Source organism: Agromyces flavus, assembly GCF_900104685.1.
Classification (GTDB): Bacteria; Actinomycetota; Actinomycetes; order Actinomycetales; family Microbacteriaceae; genus Agromyces; species Agromyces flavus.
Genome location: NZ_LT629755.1, coordinates 3,105,101 through 3,123,295 on the forward strand (window position 1 = coordinate 3,105,101; position 18,195 = coordinate 3,123,295).

Annotated in this window: 18 protein-coding genes; 11 read left to right on the plus strand and 7 right to left on the minus strand. The window is 71.0% G+C overall.

Translation table 11 applies throughout. From position 1 onward, the window contains the following. Positions 1–14: 14 nt before the first annotated feature. On the minus strand, positions 15–797 hold the full coding sequence (locus BLT99_RS14705) for an SDR family oxidoreductase (protein ID WP_092674064.1): 783 nt from the start codon (positions 795–797) through the stop codon (positions 15–17). A 149-nt stretch (positions 798–946) separates the two neighbouring features. Between BLT99_RS14705 and BLT99_RS14710 the strand changes: the two genes are divergently transcribed. Then, complete coding sequence (locus tag BLT99_RS14710; RefSeq protein ID WP_092674066.1) at positions 947–1,135, plus strand: hypothetical protein; 189 nt, start codon at positions 947–949, stop codon at positions 1,133–1,135. 6 nt (positions 1,136–1,141) lie between these two features. Here BLT99_RS14710 and BLT99_RS14715 read toward each other — a convergent pair whose 3' ends face one another. From BLT99_RS14715 to BLT99_RS14725, 3 genes are read right to left on the minus strand one after another with little or no spacing between them, the layout of a single operon-like run. Then, entirely contained in the window at positions 1,142–2,491 is a 1,350-nt protein-coding gene (locus tag BLT99_RS14715) for a dipeptidase (RefSeq protein ID WP_229724582.1), read from the minus strand. Next, positions 2,488–2,937, minus strand: a complete 450-nt coding sequence (locus tag BLT99_RS14720) for a pilus assembly FimT family protein (protein ID WP_092674068.1) — start codon at positions 2,935–2,937, stop codon at positions 2,488–2,490. The genes BLT99_RS14715 and BLT99_RS14720 overlap by 4 nt, the downstream gene beginning before the upstream one ends. After that, positions 2,934–4,415, minus strand: coding sequence for an APC family permease (locus tag BLT99_RS14725; protein ID WP_092674069.1), 1,482 nt, complete (start codon positions 4,413–4,415; stop codon positions 2,934–2,936). The genes BLT99_RS14720 and BLT99_RS14725 overlap by 4 nt, the downstream gene beginning before the upstream one ends. Before the next feature lie 219 nt (positions 4,416–4,634). Between BLT99_RS14725 and BLT99_RS14730 the strand changes: the two genes are divergently transcribed. The 5 genes from BLT99_RS14730 to BLT99_RS14750 all read left to right on the plus strand — a co-directional run bounded on the left by BLT99_RS14730 (position 4,635) and on the right by BLT99_RS14750 (position 9,987). Then, a complete protein-coding gene (locus tag BLT99_RS14730; RefSeq protein WP_229724580.1) occupies positions 4,635–5,018 on the plus strand; it encodes an SHOCT domain-containing protein in 384 nt (127 codons plus the stop codon). Between the two features lie 63 nt (positions 5,019–5,081). Further along, positions 5,082–5,729, plus strand: a complete 648-nt coding sequence (locus BLT99_RS14735; protein ID WP_092674070.1) for an RNA polymerase sigma factor — start codon at positions 5,082–5,084, stop codon at positions 5,727–5,729. 265 nt (positions 5,730–5,994) lie between these two features. Next, positions 5,995–6,483: a hypothetical protein gene (locus tag BLT99_RS14740; protein WP_092674073.1), complete on the plus strand. Its 489-nt coding sequence runs from the start codon at positions 5,995–5,997 to the stop codon at positions 6,481–6,483. 113 nt (positions 6,484–6,596) lie between these two features. Next, a complete protein-coding gene (locus BLT99_RS14745) occupies positions 6,597–8,270 on the plus strand; it encodes an ABC1 kinase family protein (RefSeq protein ID WP_092674076.1) in 1,674 nt (557 codons plus the stop codon). Between the two features lie 52 nt (positions 8,271–8,322). Continuing rightward, positions 8,323–9,987 carry an FAD-dependent oxidoreductase gene (locus tag BLT99_RS14750; RefSeq protein ID WP_092676481.1) on the plus strand — a complete coding sequence of 555 codons (1,665 nt, stop codon included), beginning with the start codon at positions 8,323–8,325 and terminating at the stop codon, positions 9,985–9,987. 43 nt (positions 9,988–10,030) lie between these two features. Here BLT99_RS14750 and BLT99_RS14755 read toward each other — a convergent pair whose 3' ends face one another. Further along, entirely contained in the window at positions 10,031–10,360 is a 330-nt protein-coding gene (locus BLT99_RS14755) for a DUF2200 domain-containing protein (protein ID WP_092676484.1), read from the minus strand. Between the two features lie 62 nt (positions 10,361–10,422). Then, on the minus strand, positions 10,423–11,541 hold the full coding sequence (locus BLT99_RS14760) for a LacI family DNA-binding transcriptional regulator (RefSeq protein ID WP_166670914.1): 1,119 nt from the start codon (positions 11,539–11,541) through the stop codon (positions 10,423–10,425). Between the two features lie 227 nt (positions 11,542–11,768). Here BLT99_RS14760 and BLT99_RS14765 point away from each other — a divergent pair, with 227 nt between their 5' ends. From BLT99_RS14765 to BLT99_RS14785, 5 genes are all read left to right on the plus strand, one after another. Continuing rightward, entirely contained in the window at positions 11,769–12,644 is an 876-nt protein-coding gene (locus tag BLT99_RS14765) for an ABC transporter substrate-binding protein (protein ID WP_092674082.1), read from the plus strand. A gap of 75 nt (positions 12,645–12,719) precedes the next feature. Next, positions 12,720–13,511 (plus strand): amino acid ABC transporter permease, encoded by a 792-nt coding sequence (locus BLT99_RS14770; RefSeq protein ID WP_092674085.1) that lies wholly within the window; start codon positions 12,720–12,722, stop codon positions 13,509–13,511. After that, positions 13,508–14,278 carry an amino acid ABC transporter ATP-binding protein gene (locus BLT99_RS14775; protein WP_092674088.1) on the plus strand — a complete coding sequence of 257 codons (771 nt, stop codon included), beginning with the start codon at positions 13,508–13,510 and terminating at the stop codon, positions 14,276–14,278. Before BLT99_RS14770 ends, BLT99_RS14775 begins: the two co-directional genes overlap by 4 nt. Further along, entirely contained in the window at positions 14,278–15,330 is a 1,053-nt protein-coding gene (locus BLT99_RS14780) for a Gfo/Idh/MocA family protein (RefSeq protein ID WP_092674091.1), read from the plus strand. The genes BLT99_RS14775 and BLT99_RS14780 overlap by 1 nt, the downstream gene beginning before the upstream one ends. A gap of 88 nt (positions 15,331–15,418) precedes the next feature. After that, positions 15,419–16,594, plus strand: a complete 1,176-nt coding sequence (locus BLT99_RS14785) for an NAD(P)/FAD-dependent oxidoreductase (RefSeq protein WP_092674094.1) — start codon at positions 15,419–15,421, stop codon at positions 16,592–16,594. 75 nt (positions 16,595–16,669) lie between these two features. Here the strand turns inward: BLT99_RS14785 and BLT99_RS14790 are convergent, their stop codons facing one another. Then, positions 16,670–18,166, minus strand: coding sequence for a DHA2 family efflux MFS transporter permease subunit (locus tag BLT99_RS14790; RefSeq protein WP_092674097.1), 1,497 nt, complete (start codon positions 18,164–18,166; stop codon positions 16,670–16,672). Positions 18,167–18,195: the final 29 nt, after the last annotated feature.

An 18,195-nucleotide genomic window follows, 5' to 3' on the forward strand; every position in this document is an offset into this window, starting at 1 on the left:
CCATCCGCTCGCCTTCAGAAGGTCGAGTCGCCTCGGATCACCGCGTCGGAGCCGCCGTCGATGAAGACGACCTGGCCGCACAGGTGCGCGTTCTCCTCGCTCGTCAGCCATGCGAGCAGGTACGCCGCGTCGCGCGCCTCGAAGATGCCGTTCAGTGGCATGGGCACCATTCCGAGCAGCGCGTCGCGTGCCTCCTGCGTGCCGATGAGGTCCTGCGTCATCGCCGTGACGACGACGCCGGGGGCGATCGCGTTCAGCGGGATGCCCGCGCCGGCCCACTGCGGTGACGCGGCGTTCCGGCGGACCCACCGCACCAGCGCGCGCTTCGTCGTGCCGTAGATGAGGTTGCCCTGCTCGGGCGTCCCGCCCTCGAGCTCGGCGGCCCGCGCGGCGGCGGCCCGCTCGTCGCCCGCCAGCAGCGCGTCGAGCAGCGCGTCGTCGGGCGGGAACAGCGAGGCCATCGAGGCCGTCGCCACGGCCCGCGGTGCCGGCGAGCCGTCGAGCAGCGGACGCAGGCGCTCGAGCGTCGCGATCGTGCCGAAGTAGTTGACCGCGACCGTCTTCGCGGTCGGCGTCGCGAGTCCGGCGTTGGCGATGATGGCGTCGATCCTCCCGTCGCTCGCCGCGGTGACGCCGGCGACGAGCGCGTCGCGTCCGTCGTCGGTGGTGAGGTCGGCGACGACGTCGGCGTCGTGCACGTCGACGCCGATCACGCGGTGCCCGCGCTCGACGAGCAGGTCGGCCGTGGCCCGGCCGATCCCGCTGGCGGATCCGGTGACGACGTAGGTGCGGGGCATGCGAAGCCTCCTCGGCGCTGGAAGGATGGTGCGGCCGTCCTGGACGCGGCCGCACCATCCACTCTCCCTGTCGGATGCCGCGCTCCCCGGGTCCTTCGGCCCCCGGCGGGTGACCCGCGGCGCGTAGCGTCGAGCGCGGGAGGTTCGACATGTCCGACAGGGGTTCGAACGCGGGACTCGCCGGTGGCGGCGCCATCTACGGCCTCGGCATCTTCGGCGCGTGGGTCTACTTCTGGCAGCAGGCCGACCAGTTCTGGGAGTACGTCTGGGCGATCTTCCAGGGCCTGTTCTGGCCGGCCTTCATGGTCTACGAGCTGTTCGACGCGCTCGGGAAGTGATCGCCGTCAGCGCGCGTCGGCATAGGACCTGAGGAACAGTGCCTCGGCGACGGCGAGCCGCTCGATCTCCGTCGGGTCGACGCTCTCGTTCGGTGCGTGGATGAGCGCGAGCGGCTCCTCGACCCCCATGAGGATGATCTCGGCACCGGGGTAGGTGTCAGCGAACACGTTGCAGAGCGGGATCGACCCGCCCTGTCCGAGCGTGGTCATCTCGACGCCGTACGCCTCTCGCATCGCCGCGGCCATCGCACGGAACGCCGGCCCGTCGGTGCGCGCCGCGAACGGGGCCCCGACGGCCTCGGTCTCGACCTCGATCTGGACGCCCCACGGCGCCTCGCCACGCAGATGGGCCTCGAGCGCGTCGCGCGCGCCCGTTGGATCGACGCCCGGCGGCACGCGGAGGTTCAGCCGCGCGGCGGCATGGGGCACGATGGCCGCCGCCGAGCCGATGACGGGCGGACAGTCGATGCCGAGCACGGTGACGGCCGGGCGCGACCACAGCTCGTCGGCGACGCTGCCGTCCCCGAGCAGGGAGACGCCCTCGAGCACGCCGGCGTCGGCGCGGAACTGGTCGGCGTCGTACGGTTCGCCGTGCCAGCCCTGCGTCGCATCGAGGCCCTCGATCGTGGTGTTCCCGTCCTCGTCGCGCAGCGAGGCGAGCATCTCGATGAGCGCGGCGAGCGCATCGGGCGCCGGACCGCCGAACATGCCCGAGTGGATCTCGGAGCGCAGCGCCGCGACGCGCACCACGACGTTCGCCATGCCCCGGAGGGTGATGGTCGCGGCGGGCTTGCCGACCGCGGCGTTGCCCGTGTCGCACACCAGGATCGTGTCGGCCTCGAGCACGTCGGGGTTCGCCTCGACGTATTGCTCGAGTCCGCCCGTGCCCTGCTCCTCCGACCCCTCGACCACCAGCTTGAGGTTGACGGGGATGTCGTCGCCGAGCGCCCGAAGCGCGAGCAGGTGCATGAGGATGTTGCCCTTGCAGTCCGCGGCACCGCGGCCGTACCATCGCCCGTCGACCTCGGTGAGCTCGAACGGCGGCGTGCGCCACGCGGCATCGTCGAGCGGCGGCTGGACGTCGTAGTGCGCGTACAGGAGCACCGTGGGCGCGTCGTCGCTCGCTGCGGCGCGCGAGCCCACGACGGCCTTGCTGCCGTCGGGCGTCACCTCGAGGCGCGCATCGGTGAAGCCCAGCTGCGCGAATCGATCGCGCACCCATTCGGCCGTGCGTTCGCACTCCTCGGGCGGGAACTGACGCGGGTCGGCGACGGAGCGCATCGCGACAAGCTCGGCGAGCTCCGCGCGGGCGCCCGGCATCATCCCGTGGATGATGCCGGGAACGTCCGCGGTCACGAGCCGTCCCCGCCGCTCAACTGCAGGTCGTCGACGAACTGCTGGAAGTCCTCGAGCTCATCGGGGCAGTAGGTCTCGATGATCAGCAGTTGCCCTTCGACCACGTTGTCCTGCGCGATGATCGGCCGTTGCCCGGGACCTGCTGCGCCGTTCGTGAGCCGTTCGAAGAGGATCGCCTTGCTCAGTGCGTCGTTCGGGTTCGCGCACACGCCGCCGCCGTCGTCGCCGAGCACTCGCGCGACCTGTTCGGCCGTCAGGTCGGTGTCGATCCCGTTCTCGTCGAGCGACGCGAGGAACTGCTCGGCCTTGTCGGTCGCCTGGGCCTCCTGCCGTGCCGAGAGGAACGTGATGAGGGCGATGACGGCCAGGATCACGAGGACGACGATCGTGATGATGTAGATGATCGACCGCTCGCGCTGCGGCTGCTGTTCCGTCTCGGTGCTCATGACTCCGCCACCTCCGTCTCGGTCTCAGTCGACGCGTCGGGCTGCTTCCACGACGGCTTCCTGAACCGGTAGAAGAGCCAGGGCACGAGCAGGCCGAGACCGAGCGCGCCGCCGCCGACGATGAGCAGGTAGACCCAGAGGTCGCCGCTCGCGAACTGCGACGGCGGGATGAAGCCGACCAGCAGCGCGGCGAGCGAGGCGACGAACCCGACCACGCACAACGTGATGAGCAGCGGGGCCCGGAAGCCGCGCGGATGGTCGGGGTGCGTGCGGCGCAGGCGTGCCGCCGCGACGAACATGAGCAGGTACATGATCAGGTAGACCTGCGTCGTGATGACCGAGAAGATCCAGTAGGCGCTCGAGACGCTCGGGATCAGTGCGTAGCCGAGGGCGATGACCGTGGTGACCAGGCCCTGCACGACGAGCAGGTTCTGCTGCACGCCGTTCTTGTTGAGCTTCTGCAGGAACGGGGGAAGGTACCCCTCCTGGCGCGAGATGAGCAGCAAGCCCTTCGAGGGGCCGGCGAGCCAGGTCAGCATGCCGCCGAGCGACGCCGCCACGAGCATGATGCCGAAGATCGGGGTCAGCCACTGCCAGTTGAACGCGGCGAACACCGCGTCGAACGCCTGCATCACGCCGGCGGTGAGCGAGAGCTCCTCGGCGGGGACCACCCAGCTGATCGCGAGCGCCGGGAGGATGAAGATCAGCAGCACGAGACCCATCGCGAGGAAGATCGCCTTCGGGAACTCCTTGCCCGGGTTGCGGAGCGATCCGACGTGCACCGCGTTCATCTCCATGCCGCTGTACGACAGGAAGTTGTTCACGATGAGCACCAGGCTCGCGAGGCCGGCCCACTGGGGCAGCAGGTTCGCCGCGGTCATCGGGGCCGCCGACTCGTTGCCCTGGCCGAGGAACACGGCGCCCAGGATGACGAGCACCGCGCCCGGGATGAGGGTGCCGATGATCAGGCCGCCGCTGGCGAGGCCGGCGATGCCCTTGGTGCCACGCGAGGTCAGGAACACGCCCGACCAGTAGCAGACCATGATGACGAGGGCCGTCCAGACGCCGCTCGATGCGAGGTTCGGGTTGATGACGTACGCGAGCGTGCTCGCCACGAACCCGAGCAGGCTCGGGTAGTAGAAGATCGTCATCGCGAACTGGCACCACACGGCGAGGAAGCCCATGGGCTTGGAGATGCCGGTGGCGACCCAGTTGTAGACGCCGCCCTTCCATCCCGATGCGAGCTCGGCCGAGACGAGCGAGGTCGGGAGCAGGAAGACGATCGCCGGAACGAGGTAGAGGAAGATGCAGGCGAGGCCGTAGACGGCCATGGTCGGCGCGGGCCTGAGGCTGGCGACCGAGCTCGTCGTCATGAGCGCGAGCGCGATCCACGAGATCCACATCGACTTCGGGACGGCGGCAGCACGGGGAGCAGCAGCATCGCGCGAGCGGCCCGCGGTGGCATCCGCGGCGCTCATGGCCGTCGCTCCTCGGTGCATGCACCGGCTCGCACTGCGAGTCCAGGTAGGGATGTGGACACGAGCACCATGACGACCGCCCCCTCGTTCGGATCGACACCACCGTCGATGCGCTCAACGTAACGACCGGCCCGATGGCCGACTCGGGACCAAAGACCATCGACCGCGCGGGCCGCGGAGTAGGTTGTGGCAAGGTCTGGGACGACGGAAGGGGCCGATGTGGATCTCTGGAGCTGGATCTGGTTCTACTTCTGGATGTTCGCCTATGTGGCGTACATCCTCGTGCTGATCTACATCATCATCGACATCTTCCGCGACCATCAGCTCAACGGATGGCTCAAGGCGCTGTGGCTCATCCTGCTGGTGTTCCTGCCGTGGATCACCGGCCTGGTCTACCTCATCGTCCGTGGCAAGGGCATGGCGGAACGCTCGGCGCGCAAGCAGGTCGAGTACCAGGAGTACAGCCAAGAGGAGATGCGGAAGATCTCGTTCGCCAGCCCGACGGAAGAGATCTCCAAGGCGCAGGCCCTGCGCGACCAGGGGGTCATCACCGACGGCGAGTTCGAGGCGATCAAGGCGAAGGCGCTCGGCTCGAAGTTCTGAGCGGGCCCTCGGCCCTGTGGACGATCCTGTCGTCGAGCCCGGGCCTGTCCTACACTCGGGCGGGTGACCGATCCCGACGGTGCCATCGCGCGCCCCTCGCTGCCCGCGGATCGGATCGCGCGCACGCACACCGCGATCGGTCCCGACCAGTTCGGGACCGTGCTGCTCGCGGCGCAGACGGGCGCGCGCTGGGCGACCACCAACCTGTGGAACGAGTACGCGCCCGCGGTCGCCGCATTCCTGCGCGCCCGCGGGTCTCGCGAGCCCGATGACCTCACGAGCGAGGTGTTCCTCGCGGTGTTCGACCGCCTCGACGCCTTCACGGGCGGTGAGGCCGAGTTCCGCGCGTTCGTGTTCACGATCGCCTACCGCCGTCTCACCGACGAGCTGCGGCGTCGATCTCGACGCGGCGAGCACGAGGAGTGGCAGCAGGAGCTCGACGATCGCCGGTCGCCGAGTGCCGAGCACGAGGCGCTCTCCCGGCTGTCGGATGACGCGACCCGCGCGCTGCTCGACGGGCTCTCGCCCGACCAGCGCGACGTGATGGTGCTGCGCATCATCGGCGACCTCACGGTCGAGCAGGTCGCCGAGGTGCTCGGCAAGCGTCCCGGCGCCGTCAAGGCGCTGCAACGGCGCGGCCTCGAGACGTTGCGGAAGAGAATCGCGCGAGGCCGTACCCCTCTGGGAGGTCGCGTCGATGGCAGGGAGTGAGATGAAGAATCACCGGATCACCGACGACGAGGCCGCGGCGCTGTTTCGCGGGCGTACCCCCCACGCCCGCGAAGAGCTCTCCCCCCTTGCCGCGGCGGTCGCCGAGTTCCGGGCTTCCTCATTCGGGACGCCGCCGCGGCCGAGCGCCGCGGTGGCGTCCCGCCTCGACCTCGACCGCGTGTCGGCGGCTGAGGCATTCCCCCCAGAGAACCCGAACATGACGGCGCTGCTCCCTGAATCGGCGTCGTCGGCAAGGAGAAGACGAGTGGCATTCGAGTGGTTCGCGGGCCTCGGCCTCGCAGCGAAGATCGCCATCGGAGCGACGGCCGCGGCGGCCGTCGGAGTGACCGGAGCCGGCGCCGCCGGTGCCGCGGGCATGCTGCCCGCGCCCGCGCAGGAGGTGTTCGAGCAGGTCACCCACCCCGGCGCCGAGCACGCGAGCGAGACGGGCGTCGAGCACAGCGAGTCCGGTCGGCAGACGGCGGAAGACGCCCGCCAGCAGGCCGGATCCGGCCTGGAGACGGCCGAAGAGAACGCGGGCGGCGGCATCGAGGTGGCCGAGGAGCACGCCGACGAGCACGCCGACGCAGGCCTCGAGATCGCCGGCGAGAACGCGGGTGCCGGTGTCGGCACCGCGGGTGAGCCCGCCGGCGCCTCCGAGGGCAACGGCGCCCCCGAGGGCGCGGGCGACCAGGCCGACGACGCCGGTTCCGTCGCCGACGAGAAGGCCGGCAAGGACGTGGCCGGCGACTGACGCCGGTACCGCGCGGGGCCCTCGCCGATCACGGCGGGGGCTCCTTTCGGTTCCCGGGGCCCGCGTGGCGTAGCCTCGGACGGGGGTGCATCGATGATCGACAGGCTGGGCGCATGAGCAACGGCCAGGCCGAGACCCGACACACCGCGCGCTATCGCGAGATCGCGACCGTGCTCCGTCGGCACAGCTTCGGATTCCTCGCGGGCCTGATCGGCGCCGGCCGACGCAACCCGTTCCGCCGAGGAGATGCCGCGTCGGCGCCCACCGCCGACACCTCGCCCGTGCATGTGCGCCGAGCCCTCGAGGAGCTCGGCCCCACCTTCATCAAGTTCGGCCAGCTGCTGTCCACGCGGTCAGACCTGGTGCCGCCCGCGCTCGCCGATGAGCTCGCGAAGCTGCAGGATGCCGCGCCGCCCGTTCCGACGGACCAGATCCGCTCGGTCATCCGCAGCGAACTCGGCGCCGAGCCCGAGGAGCTGTTCGCGACGTTCGACGACGAGCCGATGGCGTCGGCGTCGATCGGGCAGGCGCACACCGCGACCCTCCACGACGGCACGCCCGTCGTCGTCAAGGTTCGCCGCCCCGGCGCGGTCGCGCAGGTCCAGGAGGACCTCGAGATCCTGCGGAACCTCGCACTGCGCGCGAGCCGGGCGTGGAGCCTCGCACGCGAGTACGACGCCCCGGGCATCGCCGACGAGTTCGCCCAGACGCTGCGTGCCGAGCTCGACTACCTGCAGGAGGGTCGGAACGCGGAGCGGTTCGCCGCCTCGTTCGAGGGCGACCCCGACATCGAGATCCCGCGGGTGTTCTGGGACTACACCACCTCGCGCGTGCTCACGCTCGAGCGCATGTCGGGCATGAACGTGGGCGACACGGCGCTGCTCGACGCGGTGGGCGTCGACCGCAAGCGCGTCGCGCGCAAGGGCGCGGAGATCGTGCTGAAGATGACCTTCGAGGACCGCTTCTTCCACGCAGACCTGCACCCCGGCAACCTCTTCATCCACGAGGACGGCACGATCGCCCTGATCGACTTCGGGATGGTCGGCGAGATCGGCGAGGACCTGCGCGGTCAGCTCAGCGCGATGTTCGTCTCGCTCGTGCGCGGCAACGCAGAACTGCTCGCGAGCGCACTCGTGAACATGTCGCCGGGATCCGGGGGAGTCGACCGCGACCTCCTGCGTGACGACCTCGCGGTCTTCCTCGCGAGATACCGGCTGCGCTCGCTGCGCGAGACGCCGTTCGCACGCATGATGGCCGAGCTCTTCGCCATCCTGCGGCACCACCGCCTCAGGCTGCCGCGCGAGATGGCGCTGCTCTTCAAGGCGCTGCTGCTCATCGAGGGACTCGCACGCCGGCTCGATCCGGAGTTCCGGCTCGGTGAGGCGCTCGAGCCGTACGCCGAGCGGCTCGCTCGCGAGCGGGTCAGCGCCTCGGTGCTCGCCCGCCGGATCGCGCGGGCCTCGGCCGACCTCGGCGAACTCATGCTCGAGGCGCCGGGCGTGCTGCGCCGCCTCGTCGACCACGCCGACGGCGATGGGCTGCAGGTGCACCTGCGCGCGGCCGAGCTCGAGCGGCTCATGGGTCGCGCCGAGCGCATCGGCAACCGCCTGGTGGCCGGCATGATCAGTGCCGCCTTCATCAGCGGCATCGGCGGACTGGTCTCGAGCGAGCGGCGGTGGCGCTCGTGGGAGAACGTCATGGTCGGCACGGGCCTCGGGATGATCGGAACGCTCGGCGCCTACCTCGCCCTCACGTCGCGTCGGCGTGGTGGCCGCCGACTACGGTGATACCCCGGGCGTATTTTGACAATACCCCAGGGGTATTCGTACCATGGTCGACATGACCTCCAAGCGGTACCTCATCATCGGCGGCGTGGCGGGCGGCATGTCCGCCGCGACGCGACTGAGACGGCTCGACGAGCATGCGCAGATCACCGTGCTCGAGCGCGGCGGCCACGTGTCCTTCGCGAACTGCGGTCTCCCGTACCACCTCGGCGGCGTCATCGAGGAGCGTTCGAGCCTGCTGCTCCAGACGCCCGCGTCGCTCGGCAGTCGCTTCGGCCTCGACGTGCGCGTGCGCACCGAGGCCGTCTCGATCGACCGAGAGGCGCGCACCGTCGTCGCGCGTGACCTGACCACCGGCGAGGACAGCACGCTCGACTACGACGCGCTCGTGCTCTCGCCGGGGGCGACCCCGGTCCGCCCGCCCATCGAGGGCGGCGAGCGGATGCTGACGCTCCGCGACATCGACGACGTCGACGCTGCCATGGCGGCCCTCGAGGTCGCGCCCCGCAGCGCGCTCGTCATCGGCGCAGGCTTCATCGGCCTCGAGATGGTCGAGAACCTCGTGCACCGCGGACTCGACGTGGCCCTCGTCGAGCTGGGCGACCAGGTGCTGCCGCCGCTCGACCCCGAGATGGCCTCGCCCGTCGCCGACCGGCTCCGCGAAGCCGGCGTCGACGTGCGCCTCGCCACGCAGGTCACCGCGCTCGGCGCCGACACGGCCCGGCTCAGCGACGGCACGACCGTCGCCGCCGAGTTCGTGCTCGGCTCCATCGGCGTGCGGCCCGACACGAGCCTGGCGACGGCCGCCGGCCTCGAGCTGGGTCCGCGCGGCGGCATCCGCGTCGATGACATGCTGCGCACGAGCGACCCGCACATCTGGGCCATCGGCGACGCCGTCGAGAAGGTCGACGCGATCACGGGCGAGCCCCGGCTCGTCGCGCTCGCGGGCCTGGCCAACCGCCACGGGCGCCTCGCCGCCGACGCGATCGCGGGCCGTCCCGTCCGAGTCCGCGAGGCGCTCGGCACCGCGGTCGTCGGAGTCATGGGCCTGACCGTCGCCGCGACCGGATGGAACGAGAAGCTGCTGCGCTCGCGCGGCCGCGACATCCGGATCGTCCACACGCACCCCGCCTCGCACGCGGGGTACTACCCGGGCGCCGAGCAGATGGCACTCAAGCTGATCGTCGACGCGGCGACCGATGTCATCCTCGGCGCCCAGGGCGTGGGCGGCGAGGGAGTCGACAAGCGCATCGACGTCATCGCGACCGCGATGGCCGGCGGGATCACCGCATCCGAGCTGGCCGACCTCGAGCTGGCGTACGCACCGCAGTACTCGTCGGCGAAGGACCCCGTGAACATGCTCGGCTACGTCGCGGTCAACGCGCTCGAGGGCCTGACGCCCTCGATCCAGTGGCATGAGCTCGACGCCGCGGTCGACGCCGGCGCGACCGTCGTCGACGTCCGCACGGCCGGCGAGGTCGCGGATGGCGCGATCCCCGGTTCGCTCCGGATCCCGCTCGACGAGCTCCGTTCGCGGGCCGACGAGCTGCCGGCCGGGCGCCTCATCGTCCACTGCAAGGTCGGCCAGCGCGGGCACACCGCGGTTCGCCTGCTCGCGCAGCTCGGTCGCGACGCCGTCAACCTCGACGGCGGCTACCTGACCTGGAAGGCCGGTACGGCCTCCCGCACGGCCACCGAGGCCGAGGCGCTCGCCGCCTGACGCGGCGTCCGCCCGCCTTCTCAGTCGCTGAGCCCCTGCAGCGTCACGATCCTCGAAGGATCGAGGCCATCCGCTTGCCGCGGGCCAGCTCGTCGACGAGCTTGTCCATGTAGCGGATCTTCTGCATCAGCGGATCCTCGATCTCCTCGACCCGCACACCGCAGATCACGCCCGTGATCTCGGCGGCGTGCGGGTTCAGGCCCGGTGCCTCGTCGAAGAAGGTCTCGAGATCGACGCCGTCGGCGATGGCGCCTCGGAGCCCCACGTCGTCGTACCCGGTCAGCCAGGAGAGGACCTCGTCGAGTTCCTCCCGGCTGCGGTCCTTGCGTTCGACCTTCGCCACGTAGAGCGGGTAGATGCTCGCGAAGCTCATGCCGAAGATCCGGTGCTGCTGCGCCACGACGTTCCTCCTCGCTCGCGTGGATGTCCGGCCGCTCACAGCGTACGGGAGCCCGCCACGGGCCGGGTCTCTCCGTCGATGGGGGGCGCGATCGACTCGCGCGCGATGAGGTGTTGGTCGAGGACCCGGGTCACGGGTGGCCGGCCGTCGCCGCCGATGCGCTGGATGAGAAGCCTCGCGGCTTCGGCACCGATCTCGTGGATCGGCTGCGCCATGACGGTGATCGCGGGCGTGGTGGCCCCAGTCCAGTCTGCGTCGTCGAACGCGACGAGGGACAGGTCGCCCGGGATGTTCCGGCCGAGCGCCCTCGCGACGCGGAAGACGGCGAGGGCGATGAGGCTGTCGGAGGCCACGACCGCCGTGATCCCCGCCTCGTGATCTTCGAGGAGGCGCCGCGCCAGGTGTTCCACGCCCTCGCGCCGGGCGTTCAGGTGCACGAATCGCGCGGGGTCGGGCACGCCCGCGTCGTCGAGCGCCGAGACGAATCCGTCGACGCGCTCGGCAACGGAAGTCGAGCCGAGCACGTCGCCGAGCCGATAGCCGTCGGGATGGGCGATCGTCGAGATGAACGCGATGCGGCGATGCCCCGCCGCCGTCAGCAGCCCGGTGAGCTGTCGCGCACCCGTGCGGTTCGCGGCGATCACGGTGTCGACCTCGAGCGACGGGGCGGCGCGGTCGAACAGCACGAGCGGGCGCCCGGCGGCGACGATGGTGCGGAGGTTCTCGACGTCGACGGATGACGCGGGCGCCACGAGCATGCCGTCGACGCGCTTCGCCAGCTGGACGCCGATCGCCTTCGCCTCGGTGTCGCCGTCCTCGTCGGAGTTCGAGAGGATGAGATCGAACCCGGCGGCGTTCGCGACATCGGAAGCGCCGCGCGTCGCCTGCGCGAAGAACGGGTTCTCGATGTCGCCGACGACGATGCCGAGGGTGTTCGAGCGGCCGGTGCTCATCGTGCGAGCGAGGGCGTTCGGACGGTAGCCGAGCTCCTCGGCGGCCGCCTGCACGCGATCGCGCACCGCCTCGCTGACCGCGCCGTAGTCGCCGAGGGCGCGCGCGGCGGTGGCCTTCGAGACCTTGGCGGCGGCCGCGACATCCGCCACCGTGACCTCGTGGCGGCCGTTGCCGTGCCGCCCGTTGCCGGCTTCGCTCACAGGTCCTCCGCTTCGGATCAGGGATCGGGTGGGTGTTGACGCGGCTCCGATCGTCGCGTAATGTCTCGGAAAACGAATTGAGACCGGTCTCAACATACCGGATTGAGACCGGTCTCAACAAGACATCGCCGAAGCAGCGCCGCGCGGAGCACCAGGGCCGGGCCGATGCAACGGGATACCCGCAACCGAATCACCGCACCATCATTCCCAGCAACGAGAGGACCATCGTGAACATCCGCACCACCCTTCGTCGCACGGCCATCGCGGCCGTCGCCGCGGCGTCGGCACTCGCCCTCGCCGCATGCTCGTCGGCAGGGGCCACGCCCGGCGACGCCACCGCCGAGGAGAACCCCTACCACCTGATCACGCCCGGCCAGATCCGGGTCGCCAGCCTCGGCGACGCGAAGCCCTACACGTTCACCGACGAGAGCGGCGAGTTCACCGGCTTCGACGTCGAGCTGTTCACGGATGTCGCAGAGCGCATCGGCATCGACGACGTCGTGTTCACCGGCCAGGACTTCTCGGGCCTGCTCGCCGCCGTCGCCAACGGCCAGTTCGATGTCGGCGTGGCCGCCATCGGCATCACGGACGAGCGCAAGGAGACCGTCGACTTCTCCGAGGGCTACCTCGCCGGCTACCTCACCGTGATGGCGAGCCCCGACGCGGACATCGCCGACGAGGCCGACCTCGCCGGGAAGCGACTCGGCGTCGTCCAGGGCACCCTGCAGGAGGCCTACGCCGTGAAGAACTTCACCGACACCGAGCTCGTGCGCTTCCCCGACAACAACGCGGCGATCTCCGCCGTGAACTCGGGCAGCATCGACGCGCACTTCCTCGACTACGAGGCCGCCAAGGAGTACGCCGCGCAGTACGGCCTCGAGAACGCGATCGACATCCCGTCGTTCGACGCTCCGGCCGGCTTCGCGATCGCGAAGGGCAACGACGAGTTCAAGGCGGCGCTCGACGAGGCGCTCGCGGCGGCCATGGAGGACGGCACCTGGAAGGAGCTCTACCAGAAGTGGTTCCCGGGCTCGCCGATGCCCGAGCAGTACCTGCCGAAGGCCGAGCAGACCGGCGCCCCGGCGGAGACCCCGGCCACCTGAGCCGGACGGTGCGGGCCGACCGACACCGGGCGGCCCGCACCCCGACCCGTTCACTGAACGAAAGCGATTCGAACCATGGACTGGCTCGACAACATCATCAGGACCTTCTTCGACGTCGAGGCCATGTGGCAGGTGTTCCCGCAGCTGCTGGGCATCGGACTCGTCAACACGCTGGTCATCTCGATCTGGGCGACCGTCATCGGCATCGTCCTCGGCATGGTCATCGCGATCATGGGCATCTCGCCCTCGCGGTGGCTGCGCATCCCGGCACGCGTCTACACCGACATCTTCCGCGGCCTGCCGGCCATCCTCACCATCCTTCTCATCGGGCAGGGCTTCGCCCGGTTCAGCCAGCAGGTGTTCGGTCCGTCGCCGTACCCCCTCGGCATCCTGGCCCTCAGCCTCATCGCGAGCGCCTACATCGGCGAGATCTTCCGCGCCGGCATCCAGAGCGTCGACCGGGGCCAGCTCGAGGCCTGCCGCGCGCTGGGCATGAGCTACGGCAAGGCCATGCGGCTCGTCGTCGTGCCGCAGGGCATCCGCCGCGTGCTGCCCGCGCTGGTGAACCAGTTCATCGCCATCGTGAAGGACTCGAGCCTCGTCTACTTCCTCGGCCTGCTCGTCTCCGAGCGCGAGCTGTTCCGCGTCGGGCAGGATGCCGCGGTGCTGACGGGCAACCTGTCGCCGCTCGTCATGGCGGGCCTCTTCTACCTCGTCATCACGGTGCCGCTCACGCACCTCGTGAACTACTTCGACAACCGCTTCCGCACCGGACGCCGCAAGGCGACTCCGCCGAAGAGCGGCCTCGACGAGGTCGAGGAGCAGCGGTCCACGCCGGTCGCGCTCACCTACGGAGAGAACTCATGACCTACACCTCGCCCGTGCCCGTCACCGACGGCCACTTCTACGAGGGCTCGAGCCTCGAGCTCGTCGACCTGACCATGGCCTACGGCGACATCGACGTGCTCCGCGACGTGAGCCTCACGGTGGCGCCCGGCACCACGACGTGCATCATCGGTCCGTCGGGCTCCGGCAAGTCCACGCTGCTGCGCGGCGTGAACCGCCTGCACGAGCCGAAGTCGGGCGACGTCCGCCTCGCCGGCCAGAGCGTGCTGAAGCAGAAGCCCGACACCGTGCGCCGCCGCATCGGCCTCGTCTTCCAGCACTTCAACCTGTTCCCCGACCACACGGCCGAGCAGAACGTGGCGCTCGCGCTGCGCAACGTGAAGGGCCTCTCGAAGGCCGAGTCGCTGCGCATCGCCCGCGAGCGCCTGGCGGAGGTCGGCCTCGCCGAGCGCGCCGACCACCGTCCCCGCGACCTCTCCGGCGGGCAGCAGCAGCGCGTCGCGATCGCACGCGCGCTCGCCATGGAGCCCGAGGTCATGCTGTTCGACGAGGCGACGAGCGCGCTCGACCCCGAACTGGTGAAGGGCGTGCTCAACCTCATGGCGGGCCTCGCGCAGCGCGGCATGACGATGCTCGTCGTCACGCACGAGATGGGCTTCGCCCGCAAGGTCGCCGACCAGGTCGTCTTCATGGACGAGGGCCGCGTCGTCGAGTCCGGCGCTCCCGCCGACCTGTTCGACCGCCCGCAGAGCGAACGCCTGCAGCGCTTCCTCTCGGAGGTGCTGTGATGACGGATGCCGCGTCCCGCCCGATCCGCACGGCCGTCATCGGCTTCGGCACGTCCGGTCGCATCTTCCACGCGCCGTTCCTCGCGGCGGATGCCGACTACTCGCTCGACGCCATCGTCACGCGCGACCCGTCGCGCAGCGCGGCGGCCACCGCGCGGCATCCGGGTGCCCGTGTCGTGGCGACGCCCGACGAACTCTGGGCGGATGCCGCGTCGCTGGACCTCGTCGTCATCGGTTCGCCGAGCGGCACGCACGCGGCCCTCGCCGACGCCGCGCTCGACGCCGGACTCGACGTCGTCGTCGACAAGCCGTTCGCGACGACCGCCGACGAGGGTCGCGCGCTCATCGCGAAGGCCGAGCGGCTCGGCCGGCGCCTCACCGTGTTCCAGAACCGGCGGTGGGACGGCGACTTCCGCACGCTGCAGAACCTCGTGGCGAGCGGCGAGCTCGGCGAGGTGCGCCGGTTCGAGTCGCGTTTCGAGTGGTGGCAGGCCGAGCCCGACGCCTCGTGGAAGACCGAGGCGTCGGCGGCCGAGGCGGGCGGCATCCTCTACGACCTCGGCACGCACCTCGTCGATCAGGCCGTGCAACTGTTCGGGCCGGTGTCGGACCTGTACGCCGAGATCGCGCGCCGACGGCCCGCGGCCGCAGCCGACGACGACGTGTTCCTCGCGCTGCGGCACCACTCGGGCGTCACCTCGCATCTCTGGATGAACGCCGTCGCCCCGCTGTTCGGGCCGCGGTTCCACGTGCTCGGCTCGCGCGCCGGGTACTCCACGTGGGGCCTCGATGTGCAGGAGCCGTCGCTGCTCGCCGGCGCGCTGCCCGGCGATCCGGGATTCGGAGAGACGCCCGAGGCCCGCTGGGGCGTGCTCGGCGCTGACGGCGACACCTGCAGGGTGCCGACGCGGCGCGGCGACTACGGCGAGTTCTACCGGCGACTCGCCGTCGCGCTCCGCGACGGGGGACCGCTGCCCGTCGACCCTGCCGACGCGGTCGCCGTGCTCGAGGTCATCGAGCGGGCGCACGCCGCGGCATCCGTCACCGCCTGACCGGCGGCCCTCCACTCCACCCTCGACCTCGCGTCGATCGAGTCCGCTCGCCCGACGACCTCGAACAAACAGGAAGCGAACCACCAGCATGACCACCACCCAGTCCACCCATGTCGCTGTCATCGGCGGCGGCATCCTCGGCGCATCGACCGCCGCGCACCTCGCCCGCGCCGGCGCACGGGTGACGCTCCTCACCGCCGGGACGCTCGCCGACGGGGCATCCGGCCGCTCGATCGCGTGGCTCAACTCGTCGGGCGACCGCTCGGCCGAGTACCACTACCTGCGCCTGCTCGCGCTCGATCGCTACCGCACGTGGAGCGCGCAGCACCCCGAGAGCCGCGCGTACCTGCGCTTCGACGGCGCGCTGAAGTGGGCGGCCCCCGGCGAGAGCTTCGCTCAGACGTTCGGGTTCGAGCGAGCCGCCGGCTACGACGCGATCTGGGTCGATCGTGCCGACATCGCCCGCGTCGCGCCCGACGTGAACGCCGACGCCGTGGCCGAGGAGGGCGCGATCTTCAACCCGGGTGAGGGGTGGGTGAGCCTGCCCGACCTCATCACGGCGCTCGTCGCCGAGGCCTCCGCCGCGGGCGTGCAGGTCGTCGAGCAGGCCGGCGACGTGCGCGTCGACGTGAAGGACGGCGCCGCGACCGGCGTGATCCTCGGCGACGGCACTCGCGTGGCTGCCGACGGGGTGGTGCTCGCGACGGGTTCGGCGGTTCCGGCCGACCTCGCCGCACTGGGCGTGACGATCCCGGATGCGACGCCCGCCGCCTTCGTGCTGTTCACCGACCCGGTGGACGTCGAGGTCAGGACCGTGCTCAACACGCCCCGCGTGGCCGTGCGCCCGACGCCCGACGGACGGCTCGTGCTCGACGCCGACTGGGCCGAGCAATCGGTGCTCGTCGCCGACGACGGGTCGATCACCGTGCCCGAGGAATCCGTGCAGGGCCTGCTCGACGAGGCGTCGAAGGTCCTCGCGGGAAACCCGAAGCTGACCGCGCACCGCGTGGGCGCCGGCCTGAAGCCGATCCCCGGCGATGGCGAGCCCGTGGTGGGCGCCGTGCCCGCGATCGACGGGCTCTTCGCGGTGTTCACGCACTCGGGCGCGACGCTCGGCCTCATCCTCGGCGAGCTGCTCGCCGAGGAGATCCTCACCGGCACCCCGTCGCCCGTGCTCGAGGCCTTCCGCGTCGATCGCTTCGACAACGACGTGGTGCCCGACGCCGTGGGCACCGGCGCCTGGGCGCCCGTGGCACAGCAGTAAGGCGCCACGCACGGAGTCCCCGTCCCGGCTGCGATCGCCGAGGCGCGGACTGCGTCATCGTGGAACCTGAACGCCTCAGGGCGTGAGCAGGGGGATCCGGTCGGCGGTCGGGGCCGCGTCCACGTGGCCTGCCGCATCGCGGGCGGGCGCTGCGCGCGACGCGCGCCCGGGCGGCAGCAGCAGGGCCACCAGGGCGGATGCCGCGAGCACCGCCGCCCCGACGAGCACGGCCGGCTGGGCGCCCACCGCGTAGTCGACCGGCGTGAGCTCGCCGCCGGCACCGGTGAACACGGCCGTCGACACGGCGATGCCGAGTGCGACGCCCACCTCGCGGAGCATCGAGTTCGTGCCGCTCGCCTTGGCGTGGTCGTCGGGCACCATCGAGGCGAGCACCGCCGTCGACGAGGGCGCGAAGACGAGGCCCATGCCGACGCCGGCGAGGACGAACGGCAGGACGTAGGCCGAGTACTCCACCGACGCGTCGAGCAGGCCGGTGAGCCAGAAGAGGGCGCCGCCGAGCAGCGCGAGTCCGGCCACGATGAGTGCTCGCGTGCCCACTCGCGGGGCGATGAAGCCGGCGAGCGGCGCCACGACCATCGGCGCGAGCGTCCACGGCGAGGTCTGGACGGCCGCCTCGAGCGGCGTCGCCCCCTGCACGACCTGCAGGAACTGGATCAGGATGAAGATCGAGCCGAACGCCCCGAAGCTGAAGCCGAATCCCACGACGTTCGCCACCGAGAAGCTGCGATCGCGGAAGAGGCGGAGGGGCAGGAGCGGCGCGCTGGCCACGGCCTCCCATCCGACGAAGGCCGCGAGCAGCACGCCTCCGGCGATGAGGCTGCCCAGCACCTCGACGCTGTCCCACCCGGCCTCGTTGCCGCGAACGATCCCGTAGACCAGCGCGAGCAGTCCGACGCCCGAGAGCACGAGTCCGATCACATCCGCCCGGAGGCGGGCGCCGAACGAGTCGGGCAGCACCAGCAGCGCCAGGGCGATGGAGACTACGCCGACGGGCACGTTGATCCAGAAGATCGCCTGCCACGCCCAGCCCTCGAGCACGGCGCCCCCGATGAGCGGGCCGGTCGCGACGCCGAGGCCGGCGACGCCGCCCCAGATCCCGATCGCGAGCGGCCGCCGCGCGATCGGCACGCTGCCGGCGAGCAGCGTGAGCGAGAGCGGCATGATCGCCGCGGCGCCGAATCCCTGCAGCGCACGTGCGGCGATCAACTGCCCGGGGTCGGAGGCGAGCGCCGCGAACGCCGAGCTGAGCGTGAAGACCACGATGCCGATGAGGAACACCGTGCGCCGGCCGAACCGGTCGCCGAGCGCGACCGCCATGAGGATCGAGCTGGCGAACGCCAACGTGTAGGCGTTCATGAACCACTGCAGCTCCTCGACGGAGGCACCGAACTCGGCGTGCAGCACCGGCAGCGCGTTCGTCATCACGAGGTTGTCGAGGGTCGCCATGAACATGGGCAGCGCGGTCGCGAGGAGCACGAGCCACAGCGGACGCGGACGCCGCGGTGCCGTCGCCCCGGCGGGCGGCGACACGGTTTCGAGGACGGTGGACATCGTGACTCCTTCGAGGCCAGAAGGTTGTT